The sequence below is a fragment of the Pseudoalteromonas maricaloris genome (genome assembly GCF_024746855.1).
Classification (GTDB): Bacteria; Pseudomonadota; Gammaproteobacteria; order Enterobacterales; family Alteromonadaceae; genus Pseudoalteromonas; species Pseudoalteromonas maricaloris.
This window is the reverse complement of the sequence record NZ_CP024625.1, coordinates 819,414-842,994: the sequence shown is the minus strand read 5'-3', so window position 1 is coordinate 842,994 and position 23,581 is coordinate 819,414. Positions and strand designations below refer to the sequence as shown.

Annotated in this window: 25 protein-coding genes; 15 read left to right on the top strand and 10 right to left on the bottom strand. The window is 44.6% G+C overall.

Annotated elements, in window-relative coordinates:
* Positions 1-5: 5 nt before the first annotated feature.
* The 6 genes from CTT31_RS03450 to CTT31_RS03425 form a co-directional block, all read right to left on the bottom strand.
* Positions 6-1,115: a PQQ-dependent sugar dehydrogenase gene (locus tag CTT31_RS03450; protein ID WP_211859286.1), complete on the bottom strand. Its 1,110-nt coding sequence runs from the start codon at positions 1,113-1,115 to the stop codon at positions 6-8.
* Position 1,116: 1 nt separating this feature from the next.
* On the bottom strand, positions 1,117-3,006 hold the full coding sequence (parE, locus tag CTT31_RS03445) for a DNA topoisomerase IV subunit B (RefSeq protein ID WP_017216993.1): 1,890 nt from the start codon (positions 3,004-3,006) through the stop codon (positions 1,117-1,119).
* Positions 3,007-3,083: 77 nt separating this feature from the next.
* Positions 3,084-3,647, bottom strand: coding sequence for a YqiA/YcfP family alpha/beta fold hydrolase (locus tag CTT31_RS03440; RefSeq protein WP_211859285.1), 564 nt, complete (start codon positions 3,645-3,647; stop codon positions 3,084-3,086).
* Positions 3,632-4,408: a metallophosphoesterase gene (locus CTT31_RS03435; protein WP_211859284.1), complete on the bottom strand. Its 777-nt coding sequence runs from the start codon at positions 4,406-4,408 to the stop codon at positions 3,632-3,634. Before CTT31_RS03435 ends, CTT31_RS03440 begins: the two co-directional genes overlap by 16 nt.
* Entirely contained in the window at positions 4,395-4,850 is a 456-nt protein-coding gene (locus CTT31_RS03430) for a DUF1249 domain-containing protein (protein WP_211859283.1), read from the bottom strand. Before CTT31_RS03430 ends, CTT31_RS03435 begins: the two co-directional genes overlap by 14 nt.
* Before the next feature lie 22 nt (positions 4,851-4,872).
* Entirely contained in the window at positions 4,873-5,475 is a 603-nt protein-coding gene (locus tag CTT31_RS03425) for an NUDIX domain-containing protein (protein WP_211859282.1), read from the bottom strand.
* Positions 5,476-5,722: 247 nt separating this feature from the next.
* Here CTT31_RS03425 and tolC point away from each other — a divergent pair, with 247 nt between their 5' ends.
* The 3 genes from tolC (at position 5,723) to CTT31_RS03410 (ending at position 8,733) form a co-directional block, all read left to right on the top strand.
* Entirely contained in the window at positions 5,723-7,069 is a 1,347-nt protein-coding gene (gene tolC / locus CTT31_RS03420) for an outer membrane channel protein TolC (protein WP_017216998.1), read from the top strand.
* Positions 7,070-7,174: 105 nt separating this feature from the next.
* Positions 7,175-8,098: an LpxL/LpxP family Kdo(2)-lipid IV(A) lauroyl/palmitoleoyl acyltransferase gene (gene lpxL, locus CTT31_RS03415; RefSeq protein WP_211859281.1), complete on the top strand. Its 924-nt coding sequence runs from the start codon at positions 7,175-7,177 to the stop codon at positions 8,096-8,098.
* Between the two features lie 26 nt (positions 8,099-8,124).
* Positions 8,125-8,733, top strand: coding sequence for a TcpQ domain-containing protein (locus CTT31_RS03410; protein ID WP_069020920.1), 609 nt, complete (start codon positions 8,125-8,127; stop codon positions 8,731-8,733).
* Here the strand turns inward: CTT31_RS03410 and glnE are convergent.
* Entirely contained in the window at positions 8,730-11,525 is a 2,796-nt protein-coding gene (gene glnE / locus CTT31_RS03405; protein ID WP_260491985.1) for a bifunctional [glutamate--ammonia ligase]-adenylyl-L-tyrosine phosphorylase/[glutamate--ammonia-ligase] adenylyltransferase, read from the bottom strand. The two genes, CTT31_RS03410 and glnE, sit on opposite strands and share 4 nt — an antisense overlap.
* Positions 11,526-11,604: 79 nt before the next feature.
* Between glnE and CTT31_RS03400 the strand changes: the two genes are divergently transcribed.
* The 6 genes from CTT31_RS03400 to ruvX all read left to right on the top strand — a co-directional run bounded on the left by CTT31_RS03400 (position 11,605) and on the right by ruvX (position 15,890).
* Positions 11,605-12,498: a DUF350 domain-containing protein gene (locus CTT31_RS03400; protein ID WP_039494457.1), complete on the top strand. Its 894-nt coding sequence runs from the start codon at positions 11,605-11,607 to the stop codon at positions 12,496-12,498.
* 11 nt (positions 12,499-12,509) lie between these two features.
* Positions 12,510-13,007, top strand: coding sequence for a DUF2863 family protein (locus CTT31_RS03395; RefSeq protein ID WP_260491984.1), 498 nt, complete (start codon positions 12,510-12,512; stop codon positions 13,005-13,007).
* Between the two features lie 62 nt (positions 13,008-13,069).
* A complete protein-coding gene (rsmE, locus tag CTT31_RS03390; protein WP_010379040.1) occupies positions 13,070-13,804 on the top strand; it encodes a 16S rRNA (uracil(1498)-N(3))-methyltransferase in 735 nt (244 codons plus the stop codon).
* Positions 13,805-13,861: 57 nt separating this feature from the next.
* Positions 13,862-14,821, top strand: a complete 960-nt coding sequence (gene gshB / locus CTT31_RS03385) for a glutathione synthase (protein ID WP_010379037.1) — start codon at positions 13,862-13,864, stop codon at positions 14,819-14,821.
* A gap of 19 nt (positions 14,822-14,840) precedes the next feature.
* A complete protein-coding gene (locus tag CTT31_RS03380; protein WP_010379034.1) occupies positions 14,841-15,398 on the top strand; it encodes a YqgE/AlgH family protein in 558 nt (185 codons plus the stop codon).
* A gap of 42 nt (positions 15,399-15,440) precedes the next feature.
* The gene (gene ruvX / locus CTT31_RS03375) at positions 15,441-15,890 is read left to right on the top strand and encodes a Holliday junction resolvase RuvX (protein WP_017217006.1); all 450 of its coding nucleotides are present in this window, start codon (positions 15,441-15,443) and stop codon (positions 15,888-15,890) included.
* 304 nt (positions 15,891-16,194) lie between these two features.
* Here the strand turns inward: ruvX and CTT31_RS03370 are convergent, their stop codons facing one another.
* Genes CTT31_RS03370 through CTT31_RS03360 form a run of 3 tightly spaced genes read right to left on the bottom strand, consistent with a single transcriptional unit; the run spans position 16,195 to position 19,239 of the window.
* Positions 16,195-17,079 carry a hypothetical protein gene (locus tag CTT31_RS03370; protein ID WP_069020917.1) on the bottom strand — a complete coding sequence of 295 codons (885 nt, stop codon included), beginning with the start codon at positions 17,077-17,079 and terminating at the stop codon, positions 16,195-16,197.
* Positions 17,057-18,178 carry a PilT/PilU family type 4a pilus ATPase gene (locus tag CTT31_RS03365; protein WP_260491983.1) on the bottom strand — a complete coding sequence of 374 codons (1,122 nt, stop codon included), beginning with the start codon at positions 18,176-18,178 and terminating at the stop codon, positions 17,057-17,059. The genes CTT31_RS03370 and CTT31_RS03365 overlap by 23 nt, the downstream gene beginning before the upstream one ends.
* 14 nt (positions 18,179-18,192) lie before the next feature.
* A complete protein-coding gene (locus tag CTT31_RS03360; protein WP_010379026.1) occupies positions 18,193-19,239 on the bottom strand; it encodes a type IV pilus twitching motility protein PilT in 1,047 nt (348 codons plus the stop codon).
* 30 nt (positions 19,240-19,269) lie between these two features.
* Here CTT31_RS03360 and CTT31_RS03355 point away from each other — a divergent pair, with 30 nt between their 5' ends.
* From CTT31_RS03355 to hemW, 6 genes are read left to right on the top strand one after another with little or no spacing between them, the layout of a single operon-like run.
* Positions 19,270-19,953: a YggS family pyridoxal phosphate-dependent enzyme gene (locus tag CTT31_RS03355; RefSeq protein ID WP_211859280.1), complete on the top strand. Its 684-nt coding sequence runs from the start codon at positions 19,270-19,272 to the stop codon at positions 19,951-19,953.
* 13 nt (positions 19,954-19,966) lie between these two features.
* Positions 19,967-20,788, top strand: coding sequence for a pyrroline-5-carboxylate reductase (gene proC / locus CTT31_RS03350; RefSeq protein ID WP_211859279.1), 822 nt, complete (start codon positions 19,967-19,969; stop codon positions 20,786-20,788).
* A gap of 9 nt (positions 20,789-20,797) precedes the next feature.
* Complete coding sequence (locus CTT31_RS03345; protein ID WP_010379021.1) at positions 20,798-21,331, top strand: YggT family protein; 534 nt, start codon at positions 20,798-20,800, stop codon at positions 21,329-21,331.
* A 10-nt stretch (positions 21,332-21,341) separates the two neighbouring features.
* Positions 21,342-21,776: a DUF4426 domain-containing protein gene (locus CTT31_RS03340; protein WP_069020914.1), complete on the top strand. Its 435-nt coding sequence runs from the start codon at positions 21,342-21,344 to the stop codon at positions 21,774-21,776.
* Positions 21,777-21,784: 8 nt separating this feature from the next.
* Entirely contained in the window at positions 21,785-22,378 is a 594-nt protein-coding gene (locus CTT31_RS03335; RefSeq protein WP_193522438.1) for an XTP/dITP diphosphatase, read from the top strand.
* A complete protein-coding gene (hemW, locus tag CTT31_RS03330) occupies positions 22,375-23,511 on the top strand; it encodes a radical SAM family heme chaperone HemW (protein WP_260491982.1) in 1,137 nt (378 codons plus the stop codon). The genes CTT31_RS03335 and hemW overlap by 4 nt, the downstream gene beginning before the upstream one ends.
* Positions 23,512-23,581 lie beyond the last annotated feature (70 nt).

Sequence of the window (23,581 nt, the reverse complement as noted above, 5' to 3'; positions counted from 1 at the left end):
ACACCTTACTTGTTGTTGTAGCTGATGCGATATATCGCATTGGCGTAATCATCGGAAACGAGCAGGCTACCGTCATCGAGCTCTGCAATTGCGGCTGGTCGACCATAGGTTGTTTCGTTTTCCATAAAGCCGGTAAGGAAAGGCTCATAGCCTCGAATTTGGCCATCTTGCACGTTTGCTCGCATTACTCGATAGCCCACTTTTTTGCTGCGGTTCCAAGAACCATGTTCAGCAACAAAAAGCTGATGCTTCATTGCCTTTGGAAATTGCTCGCCACGATAAAAGTGAATGCCCAGCGGTGCAACGTGCGCTTGTAGTGCAAGTGCTGGCATGGCGTAGTCAGTCACCGATTTACCCTCACCAAATTCAGGGTCTAGCACACTGCCGCCATGAACATACGGGAAGCCAAAATGCTGACCTATTTCGTCAACGCGGTTGATTTCACATGGTGGAATATCATCTCCCATCATGTCGCGACCGTTATCGCTAAACCATAACTTTCCGGTTACTGGGTGATAATCGAAACCCACTGAGTTACGCACACCTTTGGCAATCGTCGAAAGCTTTTTTGTCTCAAGATTTAGTGAAAATATACGGCCAAACTTAGGGTCTTCGGCACAAATATTACAAGGCACGCCAACAGGAATGATCAGTTCGCCTTCAGGCGATACTGTTAGGTACTTCCAGCCGTGGTGACGTTTGTCAGGCAAATCATCGAACACCACTTCTTTTACCGGTGCCTTAAGGTTTTTTGCAATTTGCTTAAAACGCACAATACGCTCTACTTCAGCAACGTATAAGTCACCATCTTTTAGGGCAATACCAGAGGGCATATTCAGCCCTTCTGCAACCAAGATTTTCTTGTCGGCTACGCCATCACGGTTATTGTCAATAAGTGCGTGAACTTTACCCGCTTTGCGAGAGCCAACATACACAGTGCCATCTTTGCCCACCGCCATTTGTCTTGCATTTTCAACATCTTTCGCAAAATAGCTCAGCTCATACCCTTTAGGTACTGAAAGGCGCGAAAGCATATCATTTGCCAGCGCTGGTGAACTTAATAACACTGCTGCCAGTGTTGTCGCTACCGTGGTCAATTTGCAATGTATTTTCATGTTAAACCTCTGCCTTATCTCCGTGCTGCTCAAGCCAAATTTTACGGTCGCCAGAGCGTTTTTTAGCTAACAGCATATCCATCATTTCGAGGGTTTGTTCAGGTTCATCTAATGTCAGCTGAACTAAACGTCTAGTATTTGGATCCATGGTGGTTTCACGCAATTGCAACGGGTTCATTTCACCCAATCCTTTAAAGCGTTGTACGTTGACTTTACCGCGTTTCTTTTCGGCCTCAATACGATCTAATATGCCCTTTTTCTCATCTTCATCAAGGGCGTAGTAAACTTCTTTACCAACATCAATACGAAATAGCGGCGGCATGGCAACAAAAACATGGCCCTTACGAACAAGCTCAGGGAAATGCTTCACAAAGAGTGCGCATAATAAAGTTGCAATGTGAAGCCCGTCAGAATCCGCATCCGCGAGGATACATACTTTGCCATAGCGCAAACCTGATAAATCTTCAGAGTCTGGGTCAATACCTAAGGCAACAGAAATATCATGTACTTCTTGCGAGGCTAAGATCTGTCCAGATTCCACTTCCCAAGTATTTAGGATTTTACCGCGCAGTGGCATGATTGCTTGAAACTCACGGTCTCGTGCTTGTTTTGCCGAGCCACCTGCTGAGTCCCCTTCCACCAAAAATATTTCTGAGCGTTCGGTTTCACTTCCAGAACAATCGGTTAATTTACCCGGTAAAGCAGGACCCGAAGTGACTTTTTTACGAACCACTTTTTTCGCAGCACGCAAACGTTTTTGCGCATTGCTGATACACAGCTCAGCAAGTAACTCTGCCGTTTCAGTGTGTTCGTTTAACCATAAACTAAAGGCGTCTTTGACAATGCCTGATACAAAGGTAGCGCACGAACGTGATGACAGCTTTTCTTTGGTTTGACCGGCAAATTGTGGATCTTGCATTTTAACCGACAAGACATAACTACAACGGTCCCAAACATCATCAGGCGTCAGTTTAACGCCACGCGGGATCAGGTTTCTGAATTCACAAAACTCTCGCATCGCTTCAAGTAAGCCTTGGCGTAACCCATTTACATGAGTCCCACCTTGCGCCGTTGGAATAAGGTTTACGTAGCTTTCAGCGATAGATTCGCCGCCCTCAGGCAACCAATGAAGCGCCCAATCAACCCCTTCGGTTGAGCCACTGAAACTGCCTGTAAATGGAGATTTCGGCAGCACTTCATAGCCTTCAGCGCTGTCTTTTAGGTAATCCTCAAGACCTGCCTCATAGTGCCATTCTTGCGTTTCTTTCGTCTGTTTATTTACAAAGCGAATTCTAAGCCCAGGACACAATACAGCCTTGGCTTTGAGCAAGTGGTTTAACTTAGTAATTGAGAAGTTAGCTGAGTCAAAATAACTCGCGTCGGGCCAAAAGTGTACTGAGGTGCCGGTATTACGCTTACCAACGCTGCCGGTCACTCTTAAGTCTTCGACTTTATCGCCGTTTTCAAATGCCATTTCATAGATTTGCGCATCGCGTTTAACGGTAATTTCGACCCGAGTAGACAACGCATTAACAACCGATATACCCACCCCATGAAGACCACCGGAGAACTGGTAGTTTTTATTGGAAAACTTGCCCCCGGCATGAAGCTTGGTCAAGATCAATTCAACCCCAGGCACGCCCTCTTCTGGGTGAATATCCACGGGCATTCCTCGACCGTCGTCGATGACTTCAAAGGAGTTGTCTTCGTGCAAGATCACGTCAATCTTGGTGGCATGTCCGGCTAAGGCTTCATCGACACTGTTATCGATAACCTCTTGACCTAAATGATTAGGTCTGGTGGTATCGGTATACATGCCAGGACGGCGCTTAACTGGCTCTAAGCCATTGAGTACCTCAATAGCTTCGGCATTATAGTTTTGCTGACTCATAGGCTAGTTCTAGTTATCTTTTTATCCGCTAGTATATGCACAACGTACAGTTTTGAGCAGAGCTTTGTGCATAAATTCTAATTTTTGATAGTTAAAAATTTGGTGATGATGTCAAAATAGCGTGGAAATTCAACAAAGCTATGATCCCCACCAAACTCAATAATTTGACGACAATGGCTATAATAACGCACCGCCTCTTCAAAAGGCAGCACCTCGTCGCCCGTTTGTTGCAATAATAGCAAGTTTTCTGGATTACTAAGCTGCTCGACATACATGGATTTTAACGCATCAATATGCTCATGCTGCAGCTCATAATGACAATCCTGATAAGGATTGTATTGTGGTCCAAGGTAGTCATTTAATAATGAAAAAGGCCTAACTGCAGGGTTTATCACCACTGCTTTACAGCCAAGGTGTTGCGAAAAGTAGGTGGCGTAATAGCCGCCTAACGAGCTACCTAATAACACAGTATCAGAATCAATGACGCTATCCAACTGTGCCAATGCGACTCTCGGGTCATAATGTAGTCTTGGGACAAGGTATGGCGTTTGTTTATCCATCATATATTCACCAAATGCCGTTGCTTTATAGGATAGCTCAGAGCTATTAAAGCCGTGAATATAAACTACTTTCCGAGCCATTTTACCTCTGTTGTTATAACGCTTTTACTAAATACGATGACACGATAAGCGGGACCCAAATCAGACTGACACCAGTCCTTTGTGTGCTTTTCAAATTGGATTGATGTTGCAGGCGTCGCATAGATAGGTAAAGTGCGAAATTGTTGTTGATATTCATTGTGCACATGACCATGAAATAGCCCTAAGACTTGCTCTGAGTCCACCAGCAAGTTTAACAGTGCAGGACCATTTTCGAGCATGTGTTTATCTAAATAGCCATCTATCGGCCGAGGATGGTGGTGAGCAAAAACAATCGTATTGTCGTTGATATTATCGTTAAGCTTGTTTTTGAGCGCCTCTAAATGTGACTTAGCGCACCATCCGGCGGGTGTTTCACCTTTTGAGTTTAACAGTAGCACCTGACCAAATGGACCTGAGATGCGCTTATGACAGACGATTTGCCCAGCACTTATTTCTTCAAGTAAAGCTAGCTCATCGTGGTTACCCGGCACCCAAAGCACAGTACATTGCAACTCACTCTCTCTCACTAAACGGGCAAACTCATGATAAGAAGCCGCACTGTGATCTTGTGTTAAATCACCGCCAAACACCACACAATCAAAATGCTCTTTTGCCATCGCTGCTAGAGTGCGTTTAAGGTTAGCGGCGGTATTTACCGCAAAGTATTCCCCACAAGGCGTGGCAAACAAATGACAATCCGTAAAATGGCCAATACGAATTTGCGCTTTATCGAATTGCAGCTCAAGATCAAACCAAGCCATTGTTTACATCCCAGTTTAAATGTACGCGGCCTTTTTCTAAACACACCATAAGCCAATCAGATAAAAACGCATTTATTTGATACTTTTCATCTTTTTGGTGCATATCAGGATTTGGGTAACCATAAGATGGCTTTATTCGACGATGATAATCACGGTGAATTACTTCAGCCACTTTAGCATCATGGTAGAGGCGCACAGACAACGAAAAGTGTGGCAGATGGGCGCTTACTGTCGCCATCTGCTCGATGTGAATGTCCGTTGTGTATTTACTGACTCCAGCTACGCTCAAACAGTAGCGCGCAGAGGCTAAGTCAATCACTCGACTCTCACCGACCACTTCTTCAGGTAGCAATTTTAGCGCCCGTAAATAATTACGTTCGCACAGCGTGATGTAACGGGGCAAAGATTGAATATACTGCTTTGAGCTCAGCACTTGTGACAAAAATACGACTCCTAAACTGCTTCTATATCCGCGCTTTATTTAATGCCAACCATTGTAGACTAATAACAGTGGCAGCGTTATCGATTTCCTCATTATCAAGGCGTGCAAGGGCTTCATCAAGTGGCATCACATGCACTTTGATATCTTCACCTTCTTCAGCCAGTCCATAAACCCCACCCGCTTCAGATAAATCAGCAAGCGCTAAATACAAATATAGTCGCTCTGTTGTACCACCTGGGCTTGATAAATAAGAGCGCATATAAATGAGCTTATCCAGCTCAAGCCCAGCTTCTTCTTTTGCTTCTTTTCTTGCAACAAACTCGTAATCTTCGCTCCCTTCTGCCATTCCTGCAATGCACTCCAAAAGCCAAGGGGAATTTTTTGAAGCCAGCGCCCCTATGCGAACTTGCTCAATCAGCAGCACGCTGTCTGTAATAGGATCATACGGCAATATTGCAACCGCATGACCACGCTCTAATATCTCGCGAGTTATCAGCTCTGATACGCCGCCATTAAATAAGGCGTGAGTAAATTGGTACTTGTGAATGGTGAAAAAACCATTGAAGATTGTTTCTATTGAAGAAACATTGACGTCGACTTTGTTGAACTGACTCAAAGGTTTCATAAAATAATCCTGTATTTTTTAATAGCAACGGTTTAAAAGCTAACCAATCGCCCTTATAGTAGGGTCATACCTGAATAAGTAAACGAAGTCGTTTACCTTTAACTTTTTCCACTTTACAATACCCAAGTGGTATTAATATATTCTGTTACACTTGTTGGCGATGTTTTACGCATTTGGTCTTTAATTGGGCCGCAAAAACAGGGTAACATGCTGACAGTATAAAAATTGTCTAAGGACTGAGCGAAAAATGAAAAAAACTCTACTATCATTAGTTGTTGGGTTGTCGTGCGCACTTTCAAGCAGCCTGTCCCACGCGGAAGACCTACTGCAAGTATACGACATTGCAACGGCTAACGATCCTACCGTATTAAAGGCTAAAGCGCAGGCTGATGCGCAAAAATATGCACAAGACCAAGCGTTAGGCGTATTGCTACCTCAGCTTGGCTTTCAAATGAGTTACACAGACGTAAACTCTGAAGGTCCATCGAGCCAGCAAAATGACTCAACAGGCTATACCATGTTTGAGTCTGACACTGACACCTTTCAGCGTTCAATCTCCCTAAACCAAACCATTTTTAATATGGCATCTTGGCAGGGGCTATCGATCGCTGAAAAACGTGCAATGCAAGCATCGACTCAATATGAGCAGCAAAAGCAAACTTTGATTGTCCGTATTGCTGAAGGTTACTTTAATGTGCTAAGCGCGTTAGATAGCCTAGAGTTTGTACAAGCCGAGAAGCGTGCTATTGAACGCCAACTAGAGCAGACAAAACAGCGCTACGAAGTAGGTTTAACTGCAATTACAGACGTGCATGAAGCAAGAGCGCAATTTGACCGTGCAGTTGCAGACGAAATCATAGCAGGTAATGCGGTTGAAACAGCACGTGAAACATTACGTACAATTACGGGTAAGTATCACGCTAAACTAGACAAGCTAAATACTGAAACCTTCTCAACGGTTAAGCCTACGCAAAATACCAATGATTTTATCGAGATTGCAAAAGCGAAGAACTTAGACCTTCAAGTCGCTAAATCCGCGGTAGACATCGCAAAAGATCAAATTGATTTAGCTAAAGCTGGACACTACCCAACACTAAACTTAAACGCTACTTATTCTGATTCTTTAGCTGACAGTGCAGGTAGACAACATGCTCCACGTAGCGACAGAACTTCGGTAGGCTTAACGTTAGACGTACCAATTTATACTGGTGGTCAAACCGTTGCGGCGACCGATCAAGCTCGCGCAAACTTTGTTGCTAGCAGCGAAGATATGGAAGCGGCAATGCGCAACATGACGCGCTCGGTGATCACGTCTTATAACCAAGTGGTTTCAGACGTTGCAACTTACCGTGCGCTAGAGCAAGCGGTTGTTTCAGCAGAAAGTGCATTACAAGCAACTGAAGCGGGCTTTGATGTAGGTACTCGTACCATCGTGGACGTACTCGTGAGCACGCAAAACCTGTATAATGCGAAACGTAACTTAGCTGATATTCGTTATCGCTATGTACTTTCGTCGCTGCGCTTAAAACAAGCAGCAGGTACACTGTCTCGTACCGATCTTGAAGCAATCAACCAAGGTTTAATTGAAGGCTAAGTACTTCGATTATCACCTCTGAAAAGGCCAGCTATGCTGGCTTTTTGTATTTTTACAGCAATATAGATAAACTAGCCGCTTCAATTAAGTCTTAGGTATATTACTTTGGTTACTCACTCACCTTTCAAATGGTCATTCTTAGCACCTAAATTTTGGCTGACTTGGCTTGGTGTTTTCGCCCTGTATTTAATCTCATGGCTCCCGCAAGGTGTTCAATTTGCACTGGGTAGAGGCCTTGGACGTCTAGTCCATAAATATATGAAACGTCGCCGTCATATTGCTGATGTCAATTTGAAACTTTGCTTTCCACACCTAAGTGAAGCAGAACATAAGGCTATGCTACTAAAAAATATGGAAAATACCGGCATAGCAACACTTGAAACGGGGATGGCATGGTGGTGGCCAGAGTGGCGCATCAATCAGGTGGTGGGCTCGATTAAAGGGCTAGAGCATATTGAAGCCGTGCAAAAGCAAGAAAAAGGGGTACTTATGCTGGTTCCCCATATGTTGCATCTTGAGATGGCAAGCCGAGTACTAGGCACTAAAGTGCAAGGTGTTGGCTTTTATCGCCCACACAATAATCCACTTATGGAGTTTTTTATGACCCGTGGGAGACTGCGCTCAAATGAGTATTTAGTCACCAAGCGAGACGTTAAAGGGTTATTGAAAACGCTCTCGAGCAAACGCGTTTGTTATTACCTGCCTGATCAAGATTATGGCCGCAAGCGCTGTGAGTTCGCACCTTTCTTTGCGGTTCCTGATGCTGCAACAACAACTGGTACTTTATTATTTTCTGCTAGCAAAAAGGCTGAGACTTTAAGCTTACACTGTACGAGAGATGCAAAAGGGATGTATCATTTAGACATACAACCTATTTTAGAATCATTCCCAAGTGGCAATGATCTTGCAGATGTTACTCGCGTCAACGAGAGAATGGAGCAAGCAATCAATTGTGCGCCGGATCAATATATGTGGGTGCATCGTCGCTTTAAAACGCGACCTGATGAAAAGGCACCTTCGTTTTATTAGGGCCTAGAGTCTTGGAGTAGTTTGAAATGGCTAAGAAGAAAAAAAATAAATTATCGTCAATCTGGTTTTGGACTAAACACCTATCACTAGGTGTGTTACTCATTTGGGCTGCCTACTATTTTCTTTTTGGTGCCTCTAAAGACATGAACTTTAGGGAAACCACCAATGTTGCAGCGCAAGGCCTGTCGCAATTTTACGAAAGCTTTAGAAATAGCATGAGCAATCGTGATACTGATCGTGAAAAGTACGTTATCACGCTTGGCAAGCCCACCTATCCGCTTGATGACGCACTCGCGCAAAGAGCGCTTGCTGTTAAGCCATCTAACCCTAAATGGACAGGTGAAAAACAACCAAGACGCTTTGATACTGGCGATACCTTAAAAGATGTGCTTACCAAGCAAGCCAAAGAAGAAGGTGTGGAACTGTTTTGGTATCTAGAGCGTGATTATGTGGTTAAATACAACTTCCGTCTTGATACCGACTTTGTTTCTGCACTCTATCAGGTTGGAACGGCGATAAATGACGACTTTGAGTTTCAAGTCTATACATTTTTCTGTCCGCGAGAGCGTGCTGCGGTTATCACCGAAAACCCTCCCGTTTACGTACGTGAAAACTGCCGTAAGCTAGCGGGTTAAGCAAGTACCCGCTGCCAAACTTGAGTGACTTGTTGTGCGTGTTGATCAAATGCTTCACGCCCAACAACCCTACCTAATTGGTTTAAGCTATTAAAATGGTATTGATCTCTAAACAAACAATATGCAGAGATTAAGTGCTTCATTTCATCCCCATCAATCACTCCAACTTCACCCGCTTGCTCTAAAATACGTATATTATCTGGATAAGTACAAAGTGCTGGATACTGACTGCTATATCGCAACACAATGTACTGACTGATAAATTCAATATCCGTCATGCCGCCAATTCCCTGCTTTAAGTCAAAGTGACTGTCACTATCTTGGTTAAGGTGGGCTCGCATTTTTTCACGCATATTGCGAACATCTTCCGCTAATTTAGGCACGTCTCGCTGCTGCATTAGTATTGCATGGCGTATTTCATCAAATCGTGCGGCCATTTTCGGCTCACCCAACACCATACGAGCTCTCACTAGCGCCTGATGCTCCCACGTCCAAGCTTGCTCTAACTGGTATTGGTAAAAACTTTCTAGATTGATAGCGAGTAAGCCCGAGTTTCCTTCAGGGCGAAGTCGAGTATCTAATTCGTAAAGCATGCCAGAGAGCGTTTTGGTATTGAACAAATGCATTAAACGCTGTGCCAGCTTCATATAAAACTGTCTTGAAGAGATAGGCTTATCACCTTGAGTTTGACTTTCGCCGTCACGATTATGCACAAACACTAAGTCAAGATCTGAGTTGTAACCGAGCTCATATCCCCCCGCCTTGCCATACGCTATTACAGCAAAGCCTTTTTCTTCTATTGTTGCACCTTCAGGCGCGCCAAAACGCGCGACCATGTGCCCCCAAGCAATATCGACGGCTTTTGCGATAATCGCCTCAGCAAGCGCAGTTAGATGATCGCTCACCTTCATAATATCCAACACGCCAGTGGCGTCTGCAGCCGCGACTTTTAGCTGATGCGTTTGTTTAAATTGTCGCAGTGCTTCCATCTGTAGCTCAACATCTTGCTCATCTATACGCAAAAATGCTTGTTGGATCTCATTTTTATAGGCCGTTAATGGCAAAGGTTTATAGAGAGTTTGTGGGTCGATAAGCTCATCAAGGAGGATCGGATACTTCGCAATATGCTCAGCAATCCACGCGCTATGACAACAAAGCTTGATAAGTTGAGTCAACGCACCGTGATTTTCATACAGTAATTCCAAATATGCTGTACGAGAAGCCACTTTATTGATCACACTGAGCACGCGAGCAAGTGCCGGCTCCATGTTTTGTTTACTGAGCTCTCGCAGCAAAGCAGGCATTAACTTATCAAGAATATCGCGACCACGAGTGCCCGCCTGCTTTTTACTTAGTCCTTGTTTAAACTCCATCAAGTCAGTTTGCCAAGTCTCAAAGCATGGCGCAGCTCGGCACTGACCTAGCTGAGCGATTTCTCCCGTTTGCCATGCATAAACCGCGCTGTCGTCTTCATCTAACTCTTCTTCAGGCGGTTCACCAATGACTTGACTAAACTCAGCCCGGATATGCTGCGTCACAACCTTTAGCATTTGCTCGACTTCAGCGTAATCGTTACATTGCAATAAGTGGCTCAGGCGAAGACAGTCTAAGTTGTTGTCGGGTAAAGTTTGCGTTTGTTTGTCGTCAAATGCTTGTAGATATTGCTCAACTTTACGCAGCACTAAATAGTTCTCATGCAGACGGTTTTTGACCTCAATAGGGACAATCTCAAGCGTTTCAAGCTCTTCTAACGCCTGTAACAATGAAGGGGTTTGTAATGGCGTTTCGCGACCGCCGCGTATCAGTTGCAAAGCCTGCACAATAAACTCTACTTCTCGAATGCCACCAGCGCCCAGCTTTATGTTATTCGTTAAGCCTTTGCGTCTCACCTCTTGGGCAATCATGTTTTTCATCTTTCGCAGTGAATCTATCACAGAAAAGTCGATATAACGGCGATAGACGAACGGCCGGATTAAGTCGTAAAACTCTTGCCAATACAGCGACGGTTCACCAATTGGCCGCGCCTTTAACATCGCATAGCGCTCCCATTCTCGACCTTGATCTTGATAATAATCTTCCATCGCGGCATAGCTCATTACCAAAGGACCACTATCCCCAAATGGTCTTAAACGCATATCAACTCTGAATACTTGGCCATCAATGGTAACTTGATTAAGCGTTGAAATAAGTTTTTGTGCCACTCGAGTGTAAAATACTTGCGCCTCAATGCTACGCCGGCCACCGGATGTGTCGACACTTCTTGGATAGGCAAAGATCAAATCGATATCAGAGGAAAAATTCAGCTCCTTACCGCCAAGCTTCCCCATGCCTAATACCGTCATGGGTATCGAGTTACCAGCCACATCTTTTGGTGAGCCTGATTGCGCTTCTACGCTTAAGTACGCCCATTGATAAGCATTTGAAATCAAAGTATCGGACAACTGCGAAACATAGCTGATGCTGTCATCAATCTCATTGCCTGCAACCAAATCCAGCCACATCACTTTAAGCCAATACTTTAAGCGATAGTGACGCAGCTGCTGCCAAGCTTGTTTCTCTTCAACCAATGGCGCGGAGAAGTCAAACACATCAGGACAGTCGCGCATTTGCATCTGCGCATCATCGAGCAACCAAGCTCCCCACTCAGGAAATCGTGCAAGCGTACGCTCGGCAAAATCACTCAACGCCAGTAACCGTGCCAGTTTGGGCTCCATCGGCGCATCACCATAAATCATTTGGTAACGCTCTTGAGCAAGCGTATTCAGCGCTGCTTGAACAAACAATTCCGACATAAAAAACTCCACGGTAGGCTGGCTCTCTTTGTGAGCAGTGTTATAGTAACTCTATCTAAAACACAACCTTACACCGAGTATGAGTTATTTGTCTTTAAACAATATCAACTTTTTAGCGATTTTGATTTGCTTTGTCATTGTCTGCGGTTTAACTATTTTGCTGCGCTTAATGATCCAGCGTAGCGCCAACAATCTCCTAGATGACGAGCTCGCACAACGTGACAACTTTGCACTTGGGATCAGCTATGCCAGTCAAGTGACGATGCTGTGTGTTTGTGTTGCATACTTATTCAATGATTTAGGTGTGGTGAGAGCGCAGGCACACCCTCTGCAAGTGGCCTTACATATTGGGTTGATCATTGCCTTTGTATACTTTGGCCAATGGATCCATCGCAAATGGATTTTGTATCAGTTTGACGAAGAAGAAGCGATTTTAAAGCAAAATATCTGCGCCGCGATGGTGGACTCCGGCATGTTACTTGGTAACACCATTTTGGTGCTTGGTTTATATCATTGGGTGCACCCGAAAGGCTGGAGCGATCTATTAGTCGTAGCCCTTGGCTTTATGCTATTACAGCTGCTTTATACACTAGATAGTAAAATCAGAGAAAGTCGCTTTGCCAGGTTTAACCAAGGTGCTTCTTTACAACAAAATTTTAATCTCAGAAACACTTCGATTGGTATTCGTTATGCGGGCAAATCCATCGGCCTCTCTTTAGCCATGTATGCGGGACTACACAGCGCTCCCTACCATGGAGCAAAAGTGGTAGAAAACTTGTTTTCGGTTGTCATGCATTGCGGTGTAATGTGGCTTTTTCTTTACATTGGTAGCTACGTATTACTGCATTTATCCTTACCTAAGGTCAATATTGGGTTAGAAGTAGACCACCAAGATAACGTTGGCATCGCATGTCTGGAGTTTGCGGTTTTCTGTTCCATAGGCTATTTACTTATTAACTTGTTTTCGGTGTAACGCAATACTGCATGAATGCTTTAAGTGATGGATTTTTACTGGTAGATAGCAATTGGGATTTTAGCCAAGAACTCGTCGAGCATTTGCAAAACGTGCGCTCTAGCCAAGCCAGTAATATTATTATCGCAGGTGACAACACCAAACAAATGCTCAAGATGATGTTTAAAGAGCAAATAAAAGACTACTGTTATTGTGACTTTGACAATGAAATTAGCGTTTCTGAACTTGCCAGCTATTTGCATCGTCACCATAACATTCATGCCGTGTTGCTCTATTCTCTGGACTATCATTTAGCCACCGAAGAGCAGCGCTTTATTTTTGATTCTCTTCACCCTCACCGGTTTTTAATCGAACAATCCCCACAAGGTTTTCAGATCACTAAACTGCACTCACAAGCATTAATCAATCACTTATCTTGTCATCCGGATACCGCTGGCCTCCCCGACCCTGACTCGATGCTTGCCAAGCTCACAGGGTTACTTTGCGGTAAAGCTAAAGTGGCAGGATGATGTAGACTAACCGTGCGCGAGCGCTTACCATTGCCACAAAACAGCAACTGAATAATCGAATTATGCGTATTCCACATATTTATCAAGACTCGCCTTTGGCCATTGGTGTGCCAGTTACTTTGGATGATGACGCCGCAGGACATATAGGCCGAGTGCTTAGAATGACAACCAAAGATAAAGTCAGCCTGTTCAACGGACAAGGCGGCGAGTACCTATGTCAATTAAGTGAAGTTGGGAAAAAGAAAGTTGTTGCTGTACCTGAATCATTTGAAGACAAAAATGTAGAATCTCCACTAGCCATACATCTTGGGCAAGGGATTTCTCGCGGTGATAAAATGGACTTCACAATTCAAAAGTCGGTAGAGCTGGGCGTGAGCGAAATCACCCCTTTGTTTACCACACGCTGCGGCGTTAAATTAAGTGGTGAGCGTCTAGCAAAAAAACACCAGCAATGGCAAAAGATAGCAATTGCCGCGGCCGAGCAATCTGGACGTAATACCATCACTGTTATTCACCCGCCGATGGAGTTGTCTGAGTGGCTTGCACAGCAAAGCGACGAGTTAAAAATCACACTACATCCTCGCGCCGAACATTCAATAAAAACACTGCCATATACCCAGTCTGGGATCCGCTTTTTAGTGGGGCCTGAAGGCGGCTTTACCGATGAAGAGCTAGACGCCACCGCTCAACAGCGGTTTGTGGATGTCCGTTTAGGCCCACGTGTACTACGTACAGAAACCGCAGCGCTAACGGTACTGAGCGCACTACAGCTGCAATTTGGCGATTTAGCACTTTAAATACACAGAGCAACCCCCATATCATGGGTAAACTCAGCAAGCGCAATGGGAGCGTCTATGACAATTAAATTAGGGATCATTTCCGATCCTATCAGTGGCTTTAACATTAAAAAAGACACCGGGTTTGCCATGATGCTGGCGGCACAGCAGCGCGGCTATGAATTGTATTACATGGAAATGAATGATCTTTTCTTGTACCAAGGCGTTGCCAAAGCGACCGCAGCAAAAGCGCAGGTATTTGACGATACTTCCCATTGGTATGAACTAGCTGAGAAACAAGAAATCGACTTAGGCGACCTTGACGTTATTTTAATGCGTAAAGATCCGCCTTTTGACACTGAATATATTTACGCCACTTATATTCTTGAGCGCGCTGAACTTGCGGGATCGCTTGTAGTAAATAAACCACAAAGCCTCCGCGACGCCAATGAAAAGCTCTTTACTGCGTGGTTTAGTGAACATACTCCAGATACTTTAGTTACGCGTAATCAATCACAAATTCGCGAGTTTTTAGCTAAACATGGCGATATCATTCTCAAGCCTTTAGATGGGATGGGCGGCGCGTCTATTTTTAGAGTGAAACAAGATGATGCAAATATTGGCGTGATCTGCGAAACGCTTACCGAACATGGTTCTCGCTATGCGATGGCGCAAAACTATATCCCAGCCATTAAAGACGGTGATAAGCGCGTGTTAGTGGTAGATGGTGAAGTGATGCCATACTGCTTGGCTCGCATTCCACAGGGCGGTGAAACTCGTGGTAATCTCGCGGCAGGTGGCCGTGGTGAAGCAAGACCTATTAGCGAATCGGACCGGAAAATTGCCGAAGCCATTGCCCCAACGTTAAAGGCAAAGGGCCTGATATTCGTTGGCTTAGACATCATTGGCGATAAGCTTACCGAAATCAATGTCACCGCACCAACTTGCGTGAAAGAAATTGAAGCGGCATATGACATTTCAATTATGGATAAGTTTTATGATGCGATCGAGCGAAAACTCGACCATACTAAAAACTAACCATTAAGGGGGTCTGGTTATGAAATCACTCGCTAATCACTTTTTAGTGGCAATGCCCAGCATGGACGACCCTTTTTTCAATCATACGGTAACCTATCTTTGTGAACACAGCGAAGATGGTGCGATGGGGTTGGTGGTAAACCACCCTATCGATATCACCGTGGGCGAATTGCTTGATCAAATTGATATCGATAACGACAAATCTAGCCAAGCGGCTAAGGTAAATATCTACGCCGGTGGGCCTGTTCACACCGACAGAGGTTTTGTACTACATACGCCAAAGTTTGGTTACGCCTCAAGCCAAGAGCTTAGCTCCGAAATTATGATCACCACATCAAAAGATGTTTTAGCCTCTTTAACGTCATCACACTCTCCCGAAGGTTTTATCATCACCTTGGGCTATGCTGGATGGGTAAGTGGTCAACTAGAGAAAGAACTGAAAGAAAACACTTGGTTAGTCGTCGAGGCAGACCCCGAAATCATATTTAATACGCCACCCGAAAAGCGTTGGGAAAAAGCAGTACAAATGCTTGGTATCGACGTTGCACAATTAAGCTCGCAAGCGGGTCATGCGTAACTAGCCTGTCATTTTGAGCTTAGGTTAATAAACGAAGTATTCATGGAAAACAAAAAAGAGAAAGTGCCTAAAGGTAAACGTAGCGTCATCGGGTTTGACTTTGGCACTAAAAGTATCGGCTTGGCTATCGGCCAAGAAATCACTGCAACCGCATCAAGTTTAGGTGCTGTAAAGGCAAATGATGGTATTCCAAATTGGGATGACATCGCCGTATTTATTAACGAATGGCAACCTGATTTATTAGTGGTCGGTCTACCGCTGAATATGGATGGTACCAATCAAGATTTAACATTCAGGGCAAAAAAGTTTGCCAACCGCCTGCATAACCACTTCCGGTTGCCGGTAGAAACACAAGATGAGCGCTTGACGACAGCTGACGCCAGAGCACGCTTATTTGAACAAGGTGGCTATAAGAACCTCGCAAAAGGTAAGGTAGACGGCATGTCCGCTTGTATTATTCTCGAAAGCTACTTTGAAGCAATGTGGGAATAGCCTGACTAACTCTTGGGCCTGTTGAGCTTTATTTTCCACCAAGTGAATTGATATTTATACACGGCGTAGTCGGTGTAGCGATAACACACTAAAAATATCAATCTAGCGCCGACCTTTAATATCAAAAATTCAGTACTGATATTAAAGGTACGGCTAACTGTAAAAGTCCATCATATTTAACGGACTCTCAACGCTTTCAATCACCAGCAGTAAGGCAACTCTTATTCCTCTAAACACTATGGTGAAATCGCCGTTTTTGTACAGCTAGCAAAGCAACTCTAGCCGCGAGTAGGCGTATAAATGACTAGCGAAGCTCCTGTGCAGGGTTTACGACTTGGTACTTATTCAAATCAGGTATTAACCCTGCTTGCTGATACGCGCTAGTGATCCGGCCTTGCTCACGTAGTATTGCAAGGCCTTTTTGTAATGCAGCAAACGCTCGTTCACCTTCAGGGTGAAGCCGAGACACCGCAAAATGTCTGCTGTCGTTTAACAGCACGACTAGATGCTCATTAGCAATGAGCTCAACATCTTCCAAAACAAAGCGATTATCTAGCTTCGGCATAAGCGGCATCAACATGAAGTCGACCCAACCTTTGCTCACCATACGCGCTTGTGACATCCAATCTGGTTCAGCATGAAGCTGTTTAAGCGGAAGTGACTCCAAGGTCTGCCAATCGGTCTGCCACTTAGGGTTCGATACCGAAGTTAGCTGGGTGAGCCCTTGCTCCGCTTGTAGCTGCTTTACTTTTTGATTATCTATCCCGTGATAAATACCAGCAAAATACTGACCTTTTTGAATAACCGGCTCACTGATAAAAAGCAGCCGACCTTTATTTTCAAGGTCTGCTTTCCAATAACTATCAAAGTGAAGTAGTTGTTCCCCTTTTTCAAGCAAATTGGATTCACGAAAACTGACAAAGCCTGGCGTAAAAATAAATGCTTTGTCGAAGCCACCTTTTTGCAAGGCTTGCTGTGCTATCACCATATCGACAACATCACGGCGTAAATACTGGCCACTAAAATCGGTAATTTTTGTGACGTCACGTTCACCAACAAAACGTTGATAATCAGCGAGGACATCATCTCTAATAAAAACATTAAGTGCTTCGCTGGCATTAAGTACTCCAGCAAAGCTCAGCACAAAAGCGAATAGGTAGCTGCGTTTAGTTCTTCGAATCCAACCCATCTACCGTAACCCCTTGTAGGAAGCCCGCACCTTTTTGTTCATTATTTTGCAGCTTGATCATCAAGCGCAGATCGTTTGGCGAGTCAGCATGATGTAGTGCGTCGGCATAGTTGATCCGCTGCTGCTTATAAAGCTCAAACAACGCTTGATCAAAGGTTTGCATGCCCATGTCTTTCGATTTTGCCATTGCCTCTTTAATCGAGCCAATATCGCCTTTTTTAATAAGCTCGGCAACGAGTGGGGAGTTCAGTAACACTTCAATGGCCGCCTCTCGACCTTCGCCTTTTGAAGAAGGCACTAGTTGTTGCGCCACAATAGCGCGCAAGTTCAGCGCCAAATCGTACTTCAGTTTATCGTGCTTTTCTTTGGGGACTAAGTGCATGATACGGTCGATGGCTTGGTTAGCATTATTGGCGTGTAAGGTTGCAACGCATAAATGCCCCGTTTCAGCAAAGCTCAGTGCATACTCCATGGTTTCTTGCGAGCGAATTTCACCAATTAAAATAACATCTGGCGCTTGGCGTAATGAACTTTTTAAGGCAGATTCAAAACTGTCAGTATCAATGCCCACTTCACGCTGAGTAATGATGCTTTTTTGGTGTTGATGCACAAACTCAATAGGATCTTCAATGGTCAAAATGTGGCCACGTTGGTTACGATTACGATAACCGAGCAGTGCCGCAAGCGAGGTTGACTTCCCCGTGCCCGTACCACCTACAAATAACACCAAGCCACGTTTGGACATGATCACATCGGTCAGTACCGACGGCAAACCTAGCTCGTTGACATCGGGAATCGCGGTAACGATACGGCGAATAACCATGCCCGCACAATCCCGTTGCCAAAATGCTGAAACACGAAAACGCCCGATATCATTGGCAATCGCAAAGTTACACTCTTTAGTGTTAAAGAATTCTTGCTTTTGCTTGTCGCTCATAATCGAGGTAACAAGATTCAGTGACTGCTCGGCATTTAAGCTTTCTTCACTTAACGCTCTAAGTTCGCCATCAATTTTGGCGCTCACCGCAAGCCCCGCCGAAACGAATAAGTCGGATGCTTGCTGATTGGTCATCGTTTGCAAAAACGGTTCTATATTCATCGCTACACCACTACCTAATAGCCGCTATTAAACTGATTTTTATCGTGCGCTTTTGCACGCGCATCTTGCTGTGTGATCAAACCACGGTTTAATAAATTTGTAAGGCATTGATCCATGGTTTGCATACCGTGCATTGCACCGGTTTGAATTGCCGAATACATCTGTGCAATCTTGTCTTCACGAATAAGGTTACGAATAGCTGGGATCCCAAGCATGATTTCATGCGCTGCTATGCGCCCGCCGCCAACTTTTTTCACCAACGTTTGTGAAATCACCGCTTGTAACGACTCTGACAGCATAGAACGCACCATGTCTTTTTCTTCACCTGGGAACACGTCCACAATACGGTCGATGGTTTTAGGTGCTGAGGTAGTATGCAAAGTACCAAATACTAAGTGACCTGTTTCCGCGGCAGTTAGCGCTAAACGAATGGTCTCAAGATCGCGTAATTCACCGACCAAAATAACGTCTGGGTCTTCACGGAGTGCACTTCTCAGCGCCGCGTTAAAGCTGTGCGTGTCTCTGTGTACTTCACGTTGGTTAATAAGGCTTTGCTTGTTGTCGTGAACAAATTCAATCGGGTCTTCGATGGTTAAAATATGGTGATGTTTGTTGTTATTAATATAATCTACCATGGCAGCCAGCGTGGTTGATTTACCAGAGCCTGTCGGGCCAGTTACCAATACTAAGCCACGTGGGTTGTCGGAAATCTTGGTAAAAATGTCTGGTGCCCCCAAATCATCTAAGCTCAGCACTTGATTTGGAATGGTACGGAACACCGCTGCTGGACCACGATTTGAATTAAAGGCGTTAACACGAAAACGCGCCAGATTTGGCACTTCGAACGAGAAATCTACCTCAAGGTTTTGCTCATAGTCACGACGTTGATTATCATTCATAATATCGTAGATGAGGCTGCTGACGTCTTTTGCTTCTAACGGCGGGATATTCACCCGACGTACGTCCCCGTCAACACGGATCATAGGGGAAACACCTGAAGAAAGGTGTAAGTCAGATGCTTTGTGTTGAACACTAAAAGCCAATAATTCTGTAATATCCATTTATAACTCCACAATGAGCACTAGTACTATATGGTTACAATAGCAGAACGCTTAGATAACGCCTACGGCAGGATAGAAAAAGCCAAGCAAAACTGTCAATTCAGCGAAACAGTACAATTACTCGCGGTTTCTAAAACCAAACCTATCGCCGATATTGAGGCTGCGATTGCGGCAGGTCAAACCCAATTCGGTGAATCTTACGTACAAGAAGCGATTGATAAAGTTACCTATTTTAAACAAAACAAAGCGCTTGAATGGCACTTTATTGGTCCAATCCAGTCCAATAAATCAAGATTAGTCGCCGAAAACTTCCATTGGGTACAAAGCGTGGATAGAGAGAAAATCGCACGCAGGCTAAATGAACAAAGACCAACAAACTTAAAGCCACTCAAGGTGCTGTTGCAGGTCAATATTAGCGGTGATGACAACAAATCAGGTTGTCATCCCGATGAGATTGATACGCTGGCGCAGTTTATTAATGACTGTCGTCAATTGGAGCTTCGTGGCTTGATGACTATTACAGAGCAAACCGATGATAAACAAAAGCAATTACAATATTTCCAGCAAATGCGCGCTTGCTTTGATAGACTAAAGGACCAATATCAACAGCTAGATACCTTATCGATGGGAATGAGTGGCGATTTAGACACTGCGATTGCAGCAGGCTCCACTATGGTTCGCATTGGTACTGATATTTTTGGCAAACGACAGTGAGGTGAATAACACAATGTCAAACAAGACAATTGCATTTATTGGAACGGGAAATATGAGCTATGCCATTATCGGTGGTATGATCAAAAGTGGCTTTGACGCGCAGTCTATTATTGCCACCAACCGCAATGCAGAGAAACTTGCCAAAGTCGCAGAGCAATTATCGGTAAGAACAACACAAGATAATCTAGAAGCAGTCGCCGCGGCTGACGTCATTGTCTTGTCTGTAAAACCACAGATGATGGCCGAGCTGTGTCAGACCTTTCAAGATGCAGATATTGATATTAGCAATAAACTGTTTATCTCTGTCGCCGCTGGAATTACCGTTGCACGACTGAGAGAAATGCTCGGCCAACCTGTAAAAATGGTGCGCTGTATGCCTAACACGCCATCACTGCTCGGACGCGGTGTGTCAGGCCTGTATGGCGTCGACATCAGCGATGAAGAAAAAGACTATGTTGAGCAAGTATTTTCATCCACAGGTATTGCCCTGTGGCTTGATGAAGAGTCGAAAATCAACGACGTTATTGCGGTAACGGGTTCGTCTCCAGCGTATTTCTTCTTATTTATGGAAGCCATTGAAGAAAAAGCTAAAGCCCTAGGTTTTAGTCCTGAGGAAGCCAGAAAGCTTGTGCAGCAAACTGCACTAGGCGCGGCTGAAATGGCATTATCGCAACCAGATATTAGCATTGCTCAGCTACGCGCTAACGTCACCTCTAAAGGTGGCACAACCCACGCAGCCGTTGAGCATTTAAAAGCACAGCAATTACCAAAAACCGTAGCGGACGCGATGGATGCATGTATCGCGCGCGCTGAAGCAATGGAAAAAGAAATCTAAAGGTGACCAATGAATGCCATGCAATTTTTAGTCGGGATCGTATTTGATCTATTTTTAATGGTCGTATTACTACGATTCTGGTTGCAGCTTGTCAAAGCGGACTTTTATAACCCGCTAAGCCAAGCGGTTGTTAAAGCAACCTCTTTTGCCGTGAACCCACTGAGAAAAATCATTCCGGGTGTGGGCGGTTTAGATCTTGCCTCTTTGGTGCTGGCATTCATTATTGGTTTTGCCAAAATGGCGACGCTGATGGCGTTATTCGGTGGTTACTTTGACGCTTTAGGCGCGCTGATTGGTGGCGCTATTACGGTAGTAAAAGAAGCATTTAGTTTGGTGTTCTGGATCCTTATTATTCGCGCCATCTTAAGTTGGGTAGCGCAAGGCTACAATCCAGTTGCCGCCGTGTTCGAGCAATTAACAGAGCCGATGCTAAGACCTATTCGTAAGGTTATCCCACCGCTAGGTGGACTGGACTTATCTATTTTAGTCCTAATTATCGGCATGCAATTTTTGCAGATCCTAATGATGGATTTACTGAGATAGGAGCATCCAAATGAAATCATTTATTATTGCGTTAATGATGCTGCTTGCACCAATCGCATTCGCTCAAGATGAACAAGGCGGCCAATTTAAAGACTTAGGTCCTTGGGAAGTGCATTATATCGCCTTCCCGTCTACCTTTGTTCAGCCCACAATTGCAAAAGCGTATGGCTTAATTCGTAGCGGTAACAAAGCGATTGTGAATATCTCGGTCTTGGCCGACAAGCCAGGAAAACCCGCAGTTAAGGCACGCGTTGCAGGTAGCGCCAAAAACTTACTTGGTAAAACCGTGCAGCTAGAGTTTAAAGAAGTCGTGGAAGGTGAGGCAATATACTATCTTGCCCAATTAGATTACGACGATGAAGATATTTTTCGTTTCGACATTGAGATCAGTGAAGGTAAGCAAAGCCGCAAACTCACGTTCTCACAAAAGTTTTATGTAGAGTAGAGAAACATATGTCAAATAAAGTGGTACTTGCCACGGGCAACCAAGGTAAAGTCAAAGAGCTTAGCGCGATGCTAAATCAGTATGACATTGAGGTATTACCGCAAAGTGATTTCAAGGTGCCAGAGGTTGCAGAAACCGGCACGACCTTTGTGGAAAACGCCATTATCAAGGCTCGTCATGCTGCTAAGATTTCTGGCTTGCCTGCCATTGCCGATGACTCAGGCCTTGAGGTAGACGCATTAAACGGCGCACCTGGAGTATATTCAGCGCGTTATGCTGGCGCAAACGCCGACGACCAAAAAAATATTGATCACTTACTCGCAGCGCTTGGTGAACAAACTGAGCGCAGCGCCCGTTTTTGGTGTGTTTTAGTTTATATGCGCCACGCTGACGACCCAACGCCGATTATTTGTCAGGCGAGTTGGGAAGGTGAAATCACCACAACACAACAAGGCCGAGAAGGGTTTGGTTACGACCCAATCTTTAAGGTACAAGGTTTAGACTGCACATCAGCAGAGCTAACCAAGGAAGAAAAAAACGCAATCAGCCATAGAGGACAGGCACTTAAACAACTCGTCAGTCACTTTCAAGGCCTCGCGTGAAACTACCTCCATTAAGTCTTTATGTGCACGTACCTTGGTGCGTGCAAAAGTGCCCTTACTGTGATTTCAACAGCCATGGTAAAAAGGGCGATATTCCTGAAACGGAATATATTCAACATTTGCTCCACGATATCAAAGCCGATCTTCACTATGTTCAAGGCCGTAAACTCAGTAGTATTTTTATTGGCGGTGGCACCCCTAGCCTGTTTTCCGGTGAAGCGTACCGCTATTTACTCAGTGAAATTGAGGCGCTAATTGGTTTTGAGGATGACATTGAAGTCACTTTAGAAGCAAATCCAGGCACAGTTGAGACAGATCGTTTTAAGCATTATGTCGCGGCTGGCATCAATCGTATTTCGATAGGAGTGCAAAGCTTACAACAGGAAAAGCTTACTCAACTTGGTCGTATTCATGGCGAGCAAGAAGCGCTCAATGCCGCACAAGAAGCCCATCAAGCAGGGTTAAATAGCTTTAATCTTGATTTGATGCATGGCCTTCCCAATCAATCTGTTAGCGACGCCTTAAGTGATTTAGAAAAAGCCATTGCGATGGCACCGCCACACCTTTCTTGGTATCAATTAACCATTGAGCCAAATACGCAGTTTGCCTCTAAGCCCCCGGTTTTACCTGAGGATGAAACACTGTGGGACATCCAAGAACAAGGTCAGGCATTACTTGCAGAGCACGGCTACCAGCAATATGAGATCTCAGGCTATGCCAAAGCGGGGTTTCAATGTCGACATAACTTGAATTATTGGCAATTTGGCGATTATCTCGGGATCGGCTGTGGTGCGCATGGCAAAATCACTTTGCCTGAGCAGCAACAGATCTTAAGAACCGTAAAGGTAAAGCACCCTCGCGGCTATATGGATCTGAGTAAACCCTATTTGTATGAGCAGTGGCATGTTGCAAGCGATGACAGACCATTTGAGTTTTTTATGAATGTGTTCCGTTTAAAAACTGCCGCATCAAAACAACAGTTTATTGACTACACTGGTCTTGAACTTAGCGCTATTGCAACGCAAATTGCTGAGGCCGTAGATAAGGGTTTGATTGAGGAAACCAACGATTCATGGCTAGTTACAAATAAAGGCCACCGATACCTCAACGATCTGCTAGAGTTATTTGTTTAATAAGATATAGAAATTATGCGGGTGATATTCACTGCAACCCGCATGAAAACCGCCATTCGGCAACATATAA

What these genes read in the sequence shown, in the direction of transcription:
- CTT31_RS03450 (WP_211859286.1), bottom strand. Translation starts at nt 1,115, where the DNA reads ATGAAAATACATTGCAAATTGACCACGGTAGCGACAACACTGGCAGCA.
- parE (WP_017216993.1), bottom strand. Translation starts at nt 3,006, where the DNA reads ATGAGTCAGCAAAACTATAATGCCGAAGCTATTGAGGTACTCAATGGC.
- CTT31_RS03440 (WP_211859285.1), bottom strand. Translation starts at nt 3,647, where the DNA reads ATGGCTCGGAAAGTAGTTTATATTCACGGCTTTAATAGCTCTGAGCTA.
- CTT31_RS03435 (WP_211859284.1), bottom strand. Translation starts at nt 4,408, where the DNA reads ATGGCTTGGTTTGATCTTGAGCTGCAATTCGATAAAGCGCAAATTCGT.
- CTT31_RS03425 (WP_211859282.1), bottom strand. Translation starts at nt 5,475, where the DNA reads ATGAAACCTTTGAGTCAGTTCAACAAAGTCGACGTCAATGTTTCTTCA.
- tolC (WP_017216998.1), top strand. Translation starts at nt 5,723, where the DNA reads ATGAAAAAAACTCTACTATCATTAGTTGTTGGGTTGTCGTGCGCACTT.
- CTT31_RS03410 (WP_069020920.1), top strand. Translation starts at nt 8,125, where the DNA reads ATGGCTAAGAAGAAAAAAAATAAATTATCGTCAATCTGGTTTTGGACT.
- glnE (WP_260491985.1), bottom strand. Translation starts at nt 11,525, where the DNA reads ATGTCGGAATTGTTTGTTCAAGCAGCGCTGAATACGCTTGCTCAAGAG.
- CTT31_RS03400 (WP_039494457.1), top strand. Translation starts at nt 11,605, where the DNA reads ATGAGTTATTTGTCTTTAAACAATATCAACTTTTTAGCGATTTTGATT.
- CTT31_RS03395 (WP_260491984.1), top strand. Translation starts at nt 12,510, where the DNA reads ATGAATGCTTTAAGTGATGGATTTTTACTGGTAGATAGCAATTGGGAT.
- rsmE (WP_010379040.1), top strand. Translation starts at nt 13,070, where the DNA reads ATGCGTATTCCACATATTTATCAAGACTCGCCTTTGGCCATTGGTGTG.
- gshB (WP_010379037.1), top strand. Translation starts at nt 13,862, where the DNA reads ATGACAATTAAATTAGGGATCATTTCCGATCCTATCAGTGGCTTTAAC.
- CTT31_RS03380 (WP_010379034.1), top strand. Translation starts at nt 14,841, where the DNA reads ATGAAATCACTCGCTAATCACTTTTTAGTGGCAATGCCCAGCATGGAC.
- ruvX (WP_017217006.1), top strand. Translation starts at nt 15,441, where the DNA reads ATGGAAAACAAAAAAGAGAAAGTGCCTAAAGGTAAACGTAGCGTCATC.
- CTT31_RS03370 (WP_069020917.1), bottom strand. Translation starts at nt 17,079, where the DNA reads ATGGGTTGGATTCGAAGAACTAAACGCAGCTACCTATTCGCTTTTGTG.
- CTT31_RS03365 (WP_260491983.1), bottom strand. Translation starts at nt 18,178, where the DNA reads ATGAATATAGAACCGTTTTTGCAAACGATGACCAATCAGCAAGCATCC.
- CTT31_RS03360 (WP_010379026.1), bottom strand. Translation starts at nt 19,239, where the DNA reads ATGGATATTACAGAATTATTGGCTTTTAGTGTTCAACACAAAGCATCT.
- CTT31_RS03355 (WP_211859280.1), top strand. Translation starts at nt 19,270, where the DNA reads ATGGTTACAATAGCAGAACGCTTAGATAACGCCTACGGCAGGATAGAA.
- proC (WP_211859279.1), top strand. Translation starts at nt 19,967, where the DNA reads ATGTCAAACAAGACAATTGCATTTATTGGAACGGGAAATATGAGCTAT.
- CTT31_RS03345 (WP_010379021.1), top strand. Translation starts at nt 20,798, where the DNA reads ATGAATGCCATGCAATTTTTAGTCGGGATCGTATTTGATCTATTTTTA.
- CTT31_RS03340 (WP_069020914.1), top strand. Translation starts at nt 21,342, where the DNA reads ATGAAATCATTTATTATTGCGTTAATGATGCTGCTTGCACCAATCGCA.
- CTT31_RS03335 (WP_193522438.1), top strand. Translation starts at nt 21,785, where the DNA reads ATGTCAAATAAAGTGGTACTTGCCACGGGCAACCAAGGTAAAGTCAAA.